General features: G+C 47.6%; 7 protein-coding genes, 2 tRNA genes and 3 rRNA genes. All 12 read left to right on the top strand.

Annotated features, from left to right (window positions below; all coding sequences use genetic code 11):
• The first annotated feature begins 175 nt into the window (after positions 1–175).
• The 12 genes from ACZ5V1_RS14535 (at position 176) to ACZ5V1_RS14480 (ending at position 13,490) form a co-directional block, all read left to right on the top strand.
• The gene (locus ACZ5V1_RS14535) at positions 176–934 is read left to right on the top strand and encodes an ABC transporter substrate-binding protein (protein ID WP_464389445.1); all 759 of its coding nucleotides are present in this window, start codon (positions 176–178) and stop codon (positions 932–934) included.
• A 136-nt stretch (positions 935–1,070) separates the two neighbouring features.
• A complete protein-coding gene (locus ACZ5V1_RS14530) occupies positions 1,071–1,739 on the top strand; it encodes an amino acid ABC transporter permease (RefSeq protein WP_160717807.1) in 669 nt (222 codons plus the stop codon).
• 11 nt (positions 1,740–1,750) lie between these two features.
• On the top strand, positions 1,751–2,521 hold the full coding sequence (locus ACZ5V1_RS14525; RefSeq protein WP_464389444.1) for an amino acid ABC transporter ATP-binding protein: 771 nt from the start codon (positions 1,751–1,753) through the stop codon (positions 2,519–2,521).
• Between the two features lie 53 nt (positions 2,522–2,574).
• Positions 2,575–3,189, top strand: a complete 615-nt coding sequence (locus tag ACZ5V1_RS14520) for an amino acid ABC transporter permease (protein WP_464391628.1) — start codon at positions 2,575–2,577, stop codon at positions 3,187–3,189.
• A gap of 773 nt (positions 3,190–3,962) precedes the next feature.
• Positions 3,963–5,504 (top strand): 16S ribosomal RNA (locus ACZ5V1_RS14515).
• Positions 5,505–5,669: 165 nt separating this feature from the next.
• Positions 5,670–5,746 (top strand) — tRNA-Ile (locus ACZ5V1_RS14510).
• Between the two features lie 11 nt (positions 5,747–5,757).
• Positions 5,758–5,833 (top strand) — tRNA-Ala (locus ACZ5V1_RS14505).
• Between the two features lie 161 nt (positions 5,834–5,994).
• Positions 5,995–8,930: ribosomal RNA gene (locus tag ACZ5V1_RS14500) — 23S ribosomal RNA — on the top strand.
• 115 nt (positions 8,931–9,045) lie between these two features.
• A 5S ribosomal RNA gene (gene rrf, locus ACZ5V1_RS14495) occupies positions 9,046–9,160 on the top strand.
• Together the 16S, 23S and 5S rRNA genes with 2 tRNA genes alongside form the textbook arrangement of a ribosomal RNA operon.
• Before the next feature lie 1,583 nt (positions 9,161–10,743).
• Complete coding sequence (locus ACZ5V1_RS14490; protein WP_464389443.1) at positions 10,744–11,667, top strand: ABC transporter substrate-binding protein; 924 nt, start codon at positions 10,744–10,746, stop codon at positions 11,665–11,667.
• The gene (locus ACZ5V1_RS14485; RefSeq protein ID WP_464389442.1) at positions 11,668–12,738 is read left to right on the top strand and encodes a FecCD family ABC transporter permease; all 1,071 of its coding nucleotides are present in this window, start codon (positions 11,668–11,670) and stop codon (positions 12,736–12,738) included. It begins immediately after the preceding gene.
• On the top strand, positions 12,735–13,490 hold the full coding sequence (locus tag ACZ5V1_RS14480; protein WP_464389441.1) for an ABC transporter ATP-binding protein: 756 nt from the start codon (positions 12,735–12,737) through the stop codon (positions 13,488–13,490). Before ACZ5V1_RS14485 ends, ACZ5V1_RS14480 begins: the two co-directional genes overlap by 4 nt.
• The last annotated feature ends 18 nt before the right edge of the window (positions 13,491–13,508 follow it).

Here is a 13,508-nt window from a genome sequence, read left to right as displayed (position 1 = left end):
AATACTACATCTCAATAATCGCAAAAGGTTGTTTTTGCAAAATTGTTCATTTCGTAGTTGCGGGTAAACCCAGTTTCTGCTAGCCAAGGTAGTTGTGGGTTATTGGGGATAGCAAATGATTTCAGAATGTCATTTGCGTATATTGCTTACCTGTCTTGCTAGAAGGATGAACAAAATGCTTAGAACAACACGTGTGCTTATCACAGCACTTGGTTTGGTTTTACTGTTCGGCACAGGAGCGTTTGCAGAAAAAACGTACATTAACGGTATTGATGCAAACTACCCTCCTTTTGCTTATGTTGACAAAAATGGTGAGCCTGCTGGCTTTGATGTTGATTCCTTAAACTGGATCGCCAAAAAGCTTGGTTTTAAAGTTGAGCATCGCCCTATGGAATGGTCAACCATCGTACAGAGCGTTCTCTCAAATAAAATTGATATGGTTTACTCCGGTATGACTATTACTCCGGAACGCGCTGCTAAAGTAAATTTCTCAGAGCCTTACTACTCTGTTGCAAACGTCTACGCTGTTAAAAAAGGTTCCGGCCTTACTGTAGACAAGATACAGCACGATAAAGTACGTCTCGGTGTGCAGACTGGCACCCCGCAGGTAGAATGGCTTAAAAAGCATATGGACAAAGAAGGTTGGAACTTTACTATGAAGTTCTATGACTCTGCTCCACTTGCATTTCAGGATGTCATGAACGGTCGTATTCAGGGTGTAGCAATGGATGCTGCTCCTGTTAATGATGCAATCGGTCGTGGGCTGCCGCTTGTTGTAATCGACACTTTCGGTGATCATGAAGATTTCGGTGTTGCTATCAATAAAGATAATGCAGAACTTCGCGATCTCATCAATAAAGGTATCAAACTGCTGAAAGCTGACCCTTACTGGGAAGTTCTCAAAGAAAAGCATCTTAAAGGTGGCAACCACTAATCAGGTTGTTGCTCAGTTTTAAAGATACATTTCGGCTGAGGGCGTGTTCCATTAAAACGCTCTCAGCCTTTTTTATTGCGTGCTGCAAGGCACACCTAAGGAGGAAGGACAGGCTTAATTGTTTGTCCGACATTGTATGCTAGAACAGTTAGCAGTAATATTAGACGCGCTGCCATACATTTTGGAAGGCGCGCTCGTGACGTTGGCGATAGTTGGCGGGGCTATGAGCCTCGGACTCGTCATGGGCATTCCTATGGCGGTTGGCTTGGTCTACGGGCCTCGTTTTGTTCGCTTGATTCTGGGATTATATGTGTGGTTTTTCCGTGGGGTGCCGATTCTGACACTCATGTTTCTTTTCTACTTCGGCATTTTCGATTTATTAGGGCTTAACTTATCTGCCCTTGCTGCCACATCGATTGTGTTGGGGATGACAAGTGCCGCCTACCAGTCACAAATTTTCAGAGGCTCTATCGAAGCCTTGCCGCAGGGACAGCTTAAAGCTTCCCGCGCTCTCGGTATGTCGGATATGCAAGGGGTTTGCACCGTCATTCTGCCGCAGGCGCTGCGTTTGTCTATTCCTGGATGGTCCAACGAATTTTCTATTATTCTTAAAGACTCTGCATTGGCCTACGTCGTAGGTGCTATGGATATGTTCACACGCACCCATTTCGTTGCGTCCAGAACTTACGAGCATCTCACGCTGTTTATTACCGCCGGTGTAATTTACTTTATTATTACTATGGTGGGCGTAAAGCTGCTGCTCACTCTTGAAAAGAAAGTCCGCATTCCGGGCTACACCACGTAAGGGATATACACATGCCAAGTAAGAACAATACCCCAATCCTGCAGATGCAAGACATCAGCAAGAATCTTAGCGGGAAAGAAATTTTACGATCTGTTTCTCTCGATATTAATCGAGGGGAGCTTAAGGTGCTCATCGGACCTTCCGGTGCGGGTAAATCTACCTTTTTGCAGTGTATCAACTATCTGCTTATGCCGGAAAAGGGACAGATTGTTCTTGAAGACAGAATTGTAGACACCAACAGCAAGAAAGAGCTGTACGGTTACCGCCAGCAGGTAGGTATGATCTTTCAGGACTTCAACCTCTTCGATCACCTTAGCGCTATAGACAACGTTTCCATAGCGTTGCGTAAAGTAAAAGGCATGAGCAAGAAGCAGGCTATGGAAATTGCCAGGAAAGAGCTCGACCGTGTAGGTCTTTCCGACAAAGGTGATTTATATCCTGCGGAGCTTTCCGGTGGCCAGAAGCAGCGTGTGGCAATTGCCCGTGCGCTTGCAATGGAGCCAAAAGTTCTCTTGCTGGACGAGCCTACATCCGCGCTTGATCCGGAATTAGTAGGTGAAGTTCTTTCTGTTATCCGTGATCTGGCAAAAGAAGGTCTTACCATGATCATGGCGACCCACCAGATGGATTTTGCACGAGCATTAGCAGATGAAATTGTATTTATGCAGCAGGGCGAGATTATTGAACGTGGTTCTCCGGCATCGCTTCTTAAAGAAGGTTCCGGCACTCGTACTGCTGACTTCTGTAATAAGCTGTCCGATATGTGCGAGGAGCTTGACTAGTGGATCCGTTTTATACTGAACAATTGCTCCCTGCAGTAAACAGGGGGCTGGTCATGAGTGTTATGCTCATCGTGCCATCTGCTATAATGGGCCAGCTGCTCGGCATTGGTGTTGGCTGTTGTCGTGTATTCGGCAATAGATTTGTACAAATGCTGATGAACTTCTACACTTCGCTCTTCCGTGGTGTCCCGCTTATGGTGCAGCTTTTTATCCTATATTATGGACTGCCAAAGGTCGGTATCTACTTAGAACCGGAATACGCAGCCATTGCAGGTTTTACGCTGTGTAGCGGGGCGTACAACTCGGAGTACATCCGTGGTGCATTGCTTTCTATCCGTGACGGGCAGCTTAAAGCTGCATCGGCATTAGGTATGAGCAAGTTCCAGACTGTATTGTGGATAGTGGTTCCGCAAGCATTCCGCAGAGCTTTACCGGGGTGTGGTAACGAAGTTATCTATCTAATTAAGTACTCATCCCTCGCCTACATCATTACATGTATCGAACTGACGGGTGAAGCGCGCGGCATTGCAGCGCACACATTCCGTTTCACAGAAGCATTTATGGTTGTAGGAGCATACTACTTGTTCCTCGTAACCATCGCAGGCTGGTTGTTGAAGAAATTCGAACAGCGTCTTTATATCCCGGGCTTTGGTGTCCTCAAGGGATAAATCGGACTATATAATGTTAGTAGAAAGGGTGAGCCGCTTCGGTTCACCCTTTTTTTTGAACTTCGGCGTGGTCTTAAGATCTTTTTTCCCGACAGGCGCGTTTGCCTTCGGCGACTCGTTTCACCATCTTTATCCGTAATCTTTCATTCTTCAAGAACGGCTAAAGTTCCGAGGGGCAAGGCACTCCCCTGCGCTCGCAAGGGGGACGCCCCCTTGACTGCGAATATGTTTTTAAAGGAGTCGGGGAACAAGTGAGAGCGTATAATTGTGGGAAGTCGTTCTGCGCCAAGGGGTAAGGCGGAAGTAGGGTAACGTTCTCTCAATATGAGTAAAAATTAATACAAAAAATCTAAAAAAGCTGTTGACGGCGGGGGGCAAAAGCCATAGAACCTCCTTCCTCGCTACGAAGAAGCAGTTCTTGAAGCGAGGAAAGTTCATTTCACAATCGGTAGTTACCCAAGTCGTAAAGCTCTTCAAAAAGGTTTTTTAAAAAACTTTTAAAAAGGGTTTGACAGCGGAGAGAGGAAAGCCTAAACACTCCCTCCACGCCGCGAGACAAGGGTTCGTCGCACAACGGAAGAAATTAAATTTCAGAAAGTTGTTGACAGCTTAGCGGCCGGGTGGCATAAACGCCAACTCGACACAAGGCTAACTAGCCAAGTGGAGCTTTTATTAAAAAGCTCTTTGACAATTAAATAGCGAATCGGATTGATTTAGAGATCAGCTAGCGTTGTTCGTTGCTTCGGTAACGGACAATTCAATACAGAATTATTAAACTGGAGAGTTTGATTCTGGCTCAGATTGAACGCTGGCGGCGTGCCTAACACATGCAAGTCGAACGCGAAAGTCTCTTCGGAGACGAGTAGAGTGGCGCACGGGTGAGTAACGCGTGGATAATCTACCTATTGGTACGGGACAACAGTTGGAAACGACTGCTAATACCGTATACGCTGGAAACGGGAAAGGGGGCCTCTTCTTGAAAGCTCTCGCCAGTAGATGAGTCCGCGTTTCATTAGCTAGACGGTGGGGTAACGGCCTACCGTGGCAACGATGAATAGCAGGCCTGAGAGGGTGGCCTGCCACACTGGGACTGGAACACGGCCCAGACTCCTACGGGAGGCAGCAGTGGGGAATATTGCGCAATGGACGAAAGTCTGACGCAGCGACGCCGCGTGGAGGATGAAGGTTTTCGGATCGTAAACTCCTGTCAAGAGGGAAGAAACCTATTAGGAATAATACTCCTAGTAATTGACGGTACCTCTAGAGGAAGCACCGGCTAATTCAGTGCCAGCAGCCGCGGTAATACTGAAGGTGCAAGCGTTAATCGGAATCACTGGGCGTAAAGCGCTCGTAGGTGGCTTTGTAAGTCAGATGTGAAAGCCCACGGCTCAACCGTGGAATTGCATTTGATACTGCATCGCTAGAGTATAGGAGAGGGAAGTGGAATTTCTGGTGTAGGAGTGAAATCCGTAGAGATCAGAAGGAACACCGGTGGCGAAGGCGACTTCCTGGACTATTACTGACACTGAGGAGCGAAAGCGTGGGGAGCAAACAGGATTAGATACCCTGGTAGTCCACGCCGTAAACGATGGGTACTAAGTGTCGGAGGCTTGACCTTCGGTGCTGTAGTTAACGCGTTAAGTACCCCGCCTGGGGAGTACGGTCGCAAGGCTGAAACTCAAAGAAATTGACGGGGGCCCGCACAAGCGGTGGAGTATGTGGTTTAATTCGATGCAACGCGAAGAACCTTACCCAGGCTTGACATCCTGCGAATGTCCTAGAAATTAGACAGTGCCCTTCGGGGAATGCAGTGACAGGTGCTGCATGGCTGTCGTCAGCTCGTGCCGTGAGGTGTTGGGTTAAGTCCCGCAACGAGCGCAACCCCTATCCTTAGTTGCCATCAAGTAATGTTGGGCACTCTAGGGAGACTGCCCGGGTTAACCGGGAGGAAGGTGGGGACGACGTCAAGTCATCATGGCCCTTACGCCTGGGGCTACACACGTACTACAATGGTGCATACAAAGGGTTGCGATACCGTGAGGTGGAGCTAATCCCATAAAGTGCATCCCAGTCCGGATAGGAGTCTGCAACTCGACTCCTTGAAGTCGGAATCGCTAGTAATCCTGGATCAGCATGCCAGGGTGAATGCGTTCCCGGGCCTTGTACACACCGCCCGTCACACCACGAAAGTTGGTTCTACCCGAAACCAGTGAGCTAACCAGCAATGGAGGCAGCTGTCTACGGTGGGGCTGATGATTGGGGTGAAGTCGTAACAAGGTAGCCGTAGGGGAACCTGCGGCTGGATCACCTCCTTTAAAGAAAAAAAATCCGATTCGCTATTTAATTGCAAAGAGTTTTGCGTTGACCAACTTATGGTCGCATGCTCTTTACAACTAAATGACACAGCAGCCTTTCTAATGAGGAAGATTGTTGTAACTAAAGTACCGCCGGCAGGCGATTCTTTTGTCATTAGGCTGAATGGGCCTGTAGCTCAGTTGGTTAGAGCGCACGCCTGATAAGCGTGAGGTCGGAAGTTCAAATCTTCCCAGGCCCACCATCTACCCAAGTGGGGGCGTAGCTCAGCTGGGAGAGCACCTGCCTTGCACGCAGGGGGTCAACGGTTCAATCCCGTTCGCCTCCACCATTTTGGTGGAACAGCATACAGTTCTTTTACAAGTAAATTTTTGGTAGTCGTCATTACTTAAATGATAAGTAGTGGTTACAATCCAAGTATTATACTTGGCTGAAACCTTCGGGTTTCTGCTCTTTTACAATCGATAGGGACGGAAAAGAATGTCCGTAGAAAAATAAGTTATTAAGGGCAACTGGCGGATGCCTTGGCACTAGAAGGCGATGAAAGACGTGGTAGGCTGCGATATGCTATGGTGAGGAGCCAAACATCCTTTGACCCATAGATTTCTGAATGGGGAAACCCAGCGGGAGTTATGTCCCGTTATCTCTTTACTGAATACATAGGTTTAGAGAGGCTAACCGGGGGAAGTGAAACATCTCAGTACCCCGAGGAAAGGAAATCAAACGAGACTCTCTTAGTAGCGGCGAGCGAACGGGGAATAGCCCAAACCGTCATGTTTCGACATGGCGGGGTTGTAGGGCAGTCATCAAGTGATTCATTATTAGATAGGGGAACAAGCTGGGAAGCTTGACCGTAGAGGGTGAAAGTCCCGTACCTGAAGTCGAACATGACACTGACTGTTCCTGAGTACCGCGGAACACGAGAAACTCCGTGGGAATCTGGGAGGACCATCTTCCAAGGCTAAGTACTAACTAGTGACCGATAGTGAACCAGTACCGTGAGGGAAAGGTGAAAAGAACCCCTGTTAGGGGAGTGAAATAGAACCTGAAACCAGTTGCCTACAAGCTGTGGGAGCATCCTTGAGATGTGACCGCGTGCCTTTTGCATAATGAGTCAGCGAGTTAATCTACTGTGCAAGGTTAAGCGAAAGTGGAGCCGTAGCGAAAGCGAGTCTGATAAGGGCGACAAGTACAGTGGATTAGACCCGAAACCAGGTGATCTATCCATGAGCAGGTTGAAGCTCAGGTAAAACTGAGTGGAGGACCGAACCAGTATCGGTTGAAAACGATTTGGATGACTTGTGGATAGGGGTGAAAGGCCAATCAAACCTGGTGATAGCTGGTTCTCTCCGAAATATATTGAGGTATAGCCTCGAGGTAGTTTAACGGGGGTAGAGCACTGACAGGGCTAGGGGGCTCACCAGCTTACCAAACCCTATCAAACTCCGAATACCGTATAAATGATCCTCGGGAGTCAGACTGCGACTGAGAAGGGCCGTAGTCGAAAGGGAAACAGCCCAGACCGACAGCTAAGGCCTCCAAATCCATACTCAGTGGAAAAGGCGGTGGAATTTCCTAGACAGCCAGGAGGTTGGCTTAGAAGCAGCCATCCTTTAAAGAAAGCGTAATAGCTCACTGGTCTAGAGATTCTGCGCCGAAAATGTAACGGGGCTAAGTATGGTGCCGAAGCTTCGGATCAGCACTTTGTGCTGGTGGTAGGAGAGCGTTCTCTACTGGTTGAAGGTGTGCTGTGAAGCATGCTGGACGGTAGAGAAGTGATTATGCTGACATGAGTAACGATAAGATGGGTGAGAAACCCATCCGCCGTAAGCCCAAGGTTTCCGGGGTAAAGGTAATCTGCCCCGGGTTAGTCGGCCCCTAAGGCGAGGCTGAAAAGCGTAGTCGATGGGAAACAGGTTAATATTCCTGTACTTGTATAGATGTGCGATGGAGGGACGGAGTAGGATAGACACGCTGGCTGTTGGAATAGCCAGTGCAAGTGCGTAGGGTTGAGGTATAGGCAAATCCGTACCTCTACATGCCTGAGACACGATGCGGAGTTCGCAAGAACGTAAGGTGTTGAGTCCATGCTTCCAAGAAAAGCTTCTAAGTTTAGTCTATGCAAACCGTACCGCAAACCGACTCAGGTGGGCGGGATGAGTAATCCAAGGCGCTCGAGAGAACTGTAGTTAAGGAATTCGGCAAAATGACCCCGTAACTTCGGGATAAGGGGTGCTCCTTGTTGTTAGTTTCCTCGCGAAACAAAGCAACGGAGAGCCGCAGAGAAATGGCGGTGGCGACTGTTTACTAAAAACATAGGTCTATGCAAAGTCGTAAGACGACGTATATGGACTGACGCCTGCCCGGTGCCGGAAGGTTAAGGGGAGTTGTTAGCTTCGGCGAAGCAGCGAACCGAAGCCCCGGTAAACGGCGGCCGTAACTATAACGGTCCTAAGGTAGCGAAATTCCTTGTCGGGTAAGTTCCGACCTGCACGAATGGCGTAACGATCTCCGCACTGTCTCAACTACAGACTCGGTGAAATTGAATTCGCGGTGAAAATGCCGTGTACCCGCAGCAAGACGGAAAGACCCTGTGCACCTTTACTATAGCTTGACATTGGGTTTTGGGCTAGCATGTGTAGGATAGGTGGGAGGCTTTGAAGCAGGCACGCCAGTGTTTGTGGAGCCAACCTTGAAATACCACCCTTGCTAGTCTAAGGCTCTAATCCTCTACCGTTATCCGGTTAGGAAACAGTGTCTGGTGGGTAGTTTGACTGGGGCGGTCGCCTCCTAAAGAGTAACGGAGGCATACAAAGGTTCGCTCAGACTGATTGGAAACCAGTCGTTGAGTGCAAACGCATAAGCGAGCTTGACTGTAAGAGAGACATCTCGAGCAGGAACGAAAGTTGGTGTTAGTGATCCGGTGGTTCCGCATGGAAGGGCCATCGCTCATTGGATAAAAGGTACGCCGGGGATAACAGGCTGATCGCGCCCAAGAGTTCACATCGACGGCGCGGTTTGGCACCTCGATGTCGGCTCATCACATCCTGGGGCTGAAGCAGGTCCCAAGGGTACGGCTGTTCGCCGTTTAAAGTGGTACGCGAGCTGGGTTTAAAACGTCGTGAGACAGTTTGGTCCCTATCTGCTGTGGGCGTAGGAGATTTGAAAGGAGTTGCCCCTAGTACGAGAGGACCGGGGTGAACGAACCTCTGGTGGGTCAGTTGTCGTGCCAACGGCATAGCTGAGTAGCTACGTTCGGAAGGGATAACCGCTGAAAGCATCTAAGCGGGAAGCCTCACTTAAGATAAGATCTCCCTCTCATTTATGAGCTAAAGGACCCTGGTAGACCACCAGGTTGATAGGCTGGGTGTGTAAGGGCAGTGATGCCTTCAGCTAACCAGTACTAATAGTCCGTGAGCCTTATTTTTCTACACTAAATCATTCTTTTCCTCCCTATTAGATTAATATTTTAGGGTTCGTCCTTTGACGTGGCAGTAAGGTAAATATTACCGCCTTTCCAAAGCACTGACCCGACATATTTTTCTTGGTGGCCATGGAGGTTGGGGTATACCCGATCCCATTCCGAACTCGGAAGTCAAGCCAACCATCGCCGATGATACTGCAGGGGAGCCTGTGGGAAAGTAGGTCGCTGCCAAGATTTATTTCAAAAAGCCCGTTAGCTTTATAGCTAACGGGCTTTTTCTGTTTGCATAACTAACCCTGCTTTCCCGCAGGCGATAAGAGCCGCGGCGAAGCCGAAGAGCGCCCATCGGGCGCGAGGTTTGGTCCAAGGCGGAACGCCGCCAGCCAAACTATTCTATGAAGTCAAAAAGTGTTGATGCCTGTAAAGCGGAGCTTGGTTGATTCTTTTGTATTCTTCTTCTCTTAATCTGCTTTCCTATCTTCGACCTTCGCTTAGTTTTTCTTTCCCTTTCATCTATCTTTTTCTGCTTTGCCCTCTCTCTTTATTTATGTTTTCTATGACTAAGTAGAGACACTTAGGTCGAAATATTCATATGTCTAACCTTTACTTTGTTTTCAGCTTTTCTGGCTGAAGAGGCTGTTGAGCTCAGACTATAGCTTTCCAGTTCACTGAATAAAGAAGAATGCATCCAGCTTGAATCTAAAGAAAGCCGTTTATCCTAAGATAGACGGCTTTTGTTGTTTTTATCTAGCTAGTATTGTTTGTATTTTTTAGTACACAAGATGCTTCGGCTGTTTTGGCTGATACTAAGTCCCAAGCTTTTCCTTTCCACGCTCCCGCGGGGGGACGGGAGATGCTAGCGCAGATCTCCCTTTCCATTCCCTCTGCGCTTTAACACGTGATGCCATGCGTCCTCTTTCTGAGACTATTCACGGAATGATCACGGTGGTGCAGCATTATTCCCTGTGCCATATTACGCACTAAAAACAATGCCGTGAATAATCCCAGAAACGCAATATTTGGGAGAGTCGTAGAAGTGGGTATCATCAGGGATGGTAGGGTGTTTTCTTTAATGAGGGCGATGAACACTTCAGATAGCATAAGCCATTTTTGGCTCTTTACAGCTAACGCCTGCCGCTACCTTTCTATTCCTTGAGCTTTAATGCGTGATCCCATTCGTTCTCTTTCCGTTATGATTCTTGGAATATTCACGGTGGCTCAAAACAAGTTCACTTTGCATGCTCAGGTACGAAAAACAATGCTGAGAATAATGACTCCAACTCGAAGGAGTGAATGGAGTGCGCTCTTTCTGTTTGACTATTCACGGAATAATTATGACGGAGCAGCATTTTTCCTATTGGGGTACTGAGCACTAAAACGAATGCCGTGAATAATCTCAGAAACGCAGAATGAGAGAGGGAGGTAGAAGTTATGTGGCATCCCTAATGACGAATTGGTCTTATCTCGTATCGTCTGAAGTGGCAGTTATATGCTTTCATTGCAACCACATGATTTCTTTATGTTACTTGACGAGCTTCGATGCTTTGTCTAGGTTTCTCGTGTTACGAATTGTTTTTTAGTAACAACTTAAGGGTGTTCATTTGGATTTTGTATGCAGCCAAAGGTGAGTAATGAAAATATTGATACATAGTCTTATTTTTTCTTTGATGTTGATATCTTCCGCTTCGGGGAAAGAAGCAACTCGGCAGATAGTGGATGCCTTGGGACGAAATGTAGAAATACCGTCAAATAATGAGCGGGTTATTTGTTCTGGCTCTGGTTGCCTGCGATTGCTGACCTATCTTCAAGCAGAATCTATGGCTGTAGCTGTAGACGATATAGAACCACGAAAACGTAGGTATGAGGCTCGTCCATATGCTCTGGCTAACCCGCATTTTAAGACCATGCCGGTCTTTGGGGGATACCGCGGGCATGATAATCCGGAACTCATTTTGGCGTTGGAGCCGCAGCCTCAGGTTATTTTCAAAACGTATGCTTCCAGCATGGGATTTCCTCCTGAAGACTTACAAAACAAAACAGGCATTCCTGTAGTAACCCTTGATTACGGTAACCTTGGGAAAAAACGTCCGCAGCTGTATCAATCTCTTCGTACTATGGCAGACGTTATCGGCAAGCAGAAACGCGCGGAGGAGGTCATTGCATTCATTGAAAGCCAGATTTTCGATCTCAACAAGCGAACAGCAGATATTCCTGAGCAGGAACGTCCTTCCGTATTTATTGGTGGTGTCGCTTTTAAAGGACCACACGGGTACCAGTCTACAGAACCTGCGTATCCTCCGTTTGCTTTTGTAAGTGCGAATAACTTTGCCTTCAATGCAGGTGGTGTTGGCAAAGAGTTACAGCACTCTGCAATATCAAAAGAAAAAATTCTTGAGTGGGATCCGGAAATTCTTTTTCTCGATCTTTCAACTCTGCAGATGGGAGATAAGGCAGGGGGATTGTACGAACTGCAGACAGATCCATCATATCGTGCTCTGAATGCTGTAAAGAAAGGCAAAGTGTACGCTTTGCTTCCATATAACTGGTACAGTAGAAACTATGGCTCTATCCTTGCCAACGCATTTTATGTTGGAAAACTACTGTATCCAGAACGTTTTGTTGATGTGGACTCAGCTGTCAAAGCTGACGAAATATACAAATTTTTAGTTGGGAAAGATGTTTTTGAAGATATGAATACGATTTTCCATGGCATGGCCTATAAACCTGTTCCGGTGAATTAAATGCACATTTCAGAAGGACAGGTGCCTGTTGAGTATAATCGTTATATTGGTAGGAAGATGACGTTGGTTGTTACCTCTGTTGGGTTGTTGGCGATGGCGTTTGTTATTGCCATTTCTATGGGGGTTGCCAACTTATCCATAACAGAGGTTGTCAGTAGCCTACTAGGAGTTGATGTCGCCCGCAGGGTGGACATCATTATCTGGAACATCCGACTTCCTCAGGCTCTCACTGCTGTTGTTGCGGGAGGCGGGCTGGCAGTTTCAGGAGTTGTAATGCAGTCAATCCTGCGCAATCCGCTTGGGTCACCTTTTACTTTGGGGATATCTCATGCGGCTGCGTTTGGGGCTGCCTTTTCTGTGATGCTACTGAATGGCGGCATTATGGGGTCAACCAATGCAGATGCAATCACCATTACTAGTCCTTATCTAACTATTTCTTGTGCTTTTCTTTTCAGTCTGCTTGCTGCCGGTGTTGTCATATGCGTTTCTCGCCTGCGCGGGGCAACTCCTGAAGTTATGATACTGACCGGTGTCGCTATGGGGGCGTTGTTTACTGCAGGTACAATGTTTTTGCAATTTTTTGCAGATGATGTGCAACTGGCTGCAATGGTTTTCTGGACGTTTGGCGATACAGCTCGCGCTACGTGGTCTTCCTTGGCTGCCATTTCCCTTTTTGTGGTGGTTGTCGCAGGGTATTTTATGACCAATAGCTGGAATTACAATGCCATTGATGCAGGTGATGAAACTGCCAAGAGTCTCGGGGTGCGCGTTGACCGTGTACGAATCATAGGAATGGTGTTGTCCTCAATGCTTACGGCGCTGATAATTTCATTTCTGGGCATTATCGGTTTTGTAGGTCTGGTGGTGCCTCATATGGTACGGCGTGTTATTGGCTCAGATCATCGTTTTCTACTTCCGGCTTCCATTCTCATCGGTGGCTTGTTGCTTCTTGTCTCTGATACAATGGCGAGGCTTGTCCTTGCGCCGCATTTATTACCTGTTTCCGTACTAACGGCTTTTATGGGAGCTCCGGTCTTTTTGTATTTGATCATCAGGGGGCAGCACCGATGATTCTTTCTATTTCTGATGTCAATTTTAGATATGAGAGCGACTCTGTGCTTTCAGATGTGGGTTTTCAGTTGGCTGGAGGGGAATTGTTGGCAATCCTCGGCCCCAATGGAGTAGGCAAGACGACGCTGCTTAAGTGTATTAATGCCATTCACCGTCCGCACGCTGGGATGGTAATGGTCGAGAATCGTAATGTGCTTGCTATGCGTCCTGATGAGGTTGCATTGTGCGTCGGCTATGTAGCCCAGAAAAGCGAAACCGCTCAGCTGACGGTGTTCGACGCGGTGCTTATGGGGCGGAAGCCGCATATTCGTTGGAAAGCAAGCGAGCGTGATTTGAAAATTGTGGATTCCGCTATTCAGCGGCTTGGTATGCATAATTTATTGATGCGATATCTTGATCAGTTAAGTGGCGGTGAATTGCAAAAGGTTGCCATAGCCCGTGCCATGGTGCAGGAGCCTCGCTTATTACTTCTGGATGAACCGACCAGTTCTCTAGATTTGAAGAGCCAGATCGATATTCTTAGTATGCTTCGTCATGTAGTGAGCGATCATAATATTGGGGCGATAATGACAATGCATGACCTGAATCTTGCCTTGCGTTATGCGGACAATGTGTTGTTCCTTAAAGACGGGTGCATTTATTTTATAGGTTCGACCAATAGCGTGACACCGGAGGTGATTGAACATGTGTATGGTCTACCCGTTACCATGCATGTTGTGCAGGGGCACCCCGTGGTTGTGCCGACGAGTTAAACATAGAAACTGGGAGGA

The sequence above is a fragment of the Halodesulfovibrio oceani subsp. galateae genome, assembly GCF_055397225.1.
The sequence above is the reverse complement of the archived record's forward strand: the minus strand, read 5'-3'. Positions and strand labels throughout refer to the sequence as shown.

Excerpts from the sequence above, each read along its gene's own strand:
- ACZ5V1_RS14485 (WP_464389442.1), top strand. The coding sequence starts at position 11,668 with ATGCACATTTCAGAAGGACAGGTGCCTGTTGAGTATAATCGTTATATT.
- ACZ5V1_RS14525 (WP_464389444.1), top strand. The coding sequence starts at position 1,751 with ATGCCAAGTAAGAACAATACCCCAATCCTGCAGATGCAAGACATCAGC.
- ACZ5V1_RS14480 (WP_464389441.1), top strand. The coding sequence starts at position 12,735 with ATGATTCTTTCTATTTCTGATGTCAATTTTAGATATGAGAGCGACTCT.
- ACZ5V1_RS14520 (WP_464391628.1), top strand. The coding sequence starts at position 2,575 with ATGAGTGTTATGCTCATCGTGCCATCTGCTATAATGGGCCAGCTGCTC.
- ACZ5V1_RS14490 (WP_464389443.1), top strand. The coding sequence starts at position 10,744 with ATGGCTGTAGCTGTAGACGATATAGAACCACGAAAACGTAGGTATGAG.
- ACZ5V1_RS14535 (WP_464389445.1), top strand. The coding sequence starts at position 176 with ATGCTTAGAACAACACGTGTGCTTATCACAGCACTTGGTTTGGTTTTA.
- ACZ5V1_RS14530 (WP_160717807.1), top strand. The coding sequence starts at position 1,071 with ATGCTAGAACAGTTAGCAGTAATATTAGACGCGCTGCCATACATTTTG.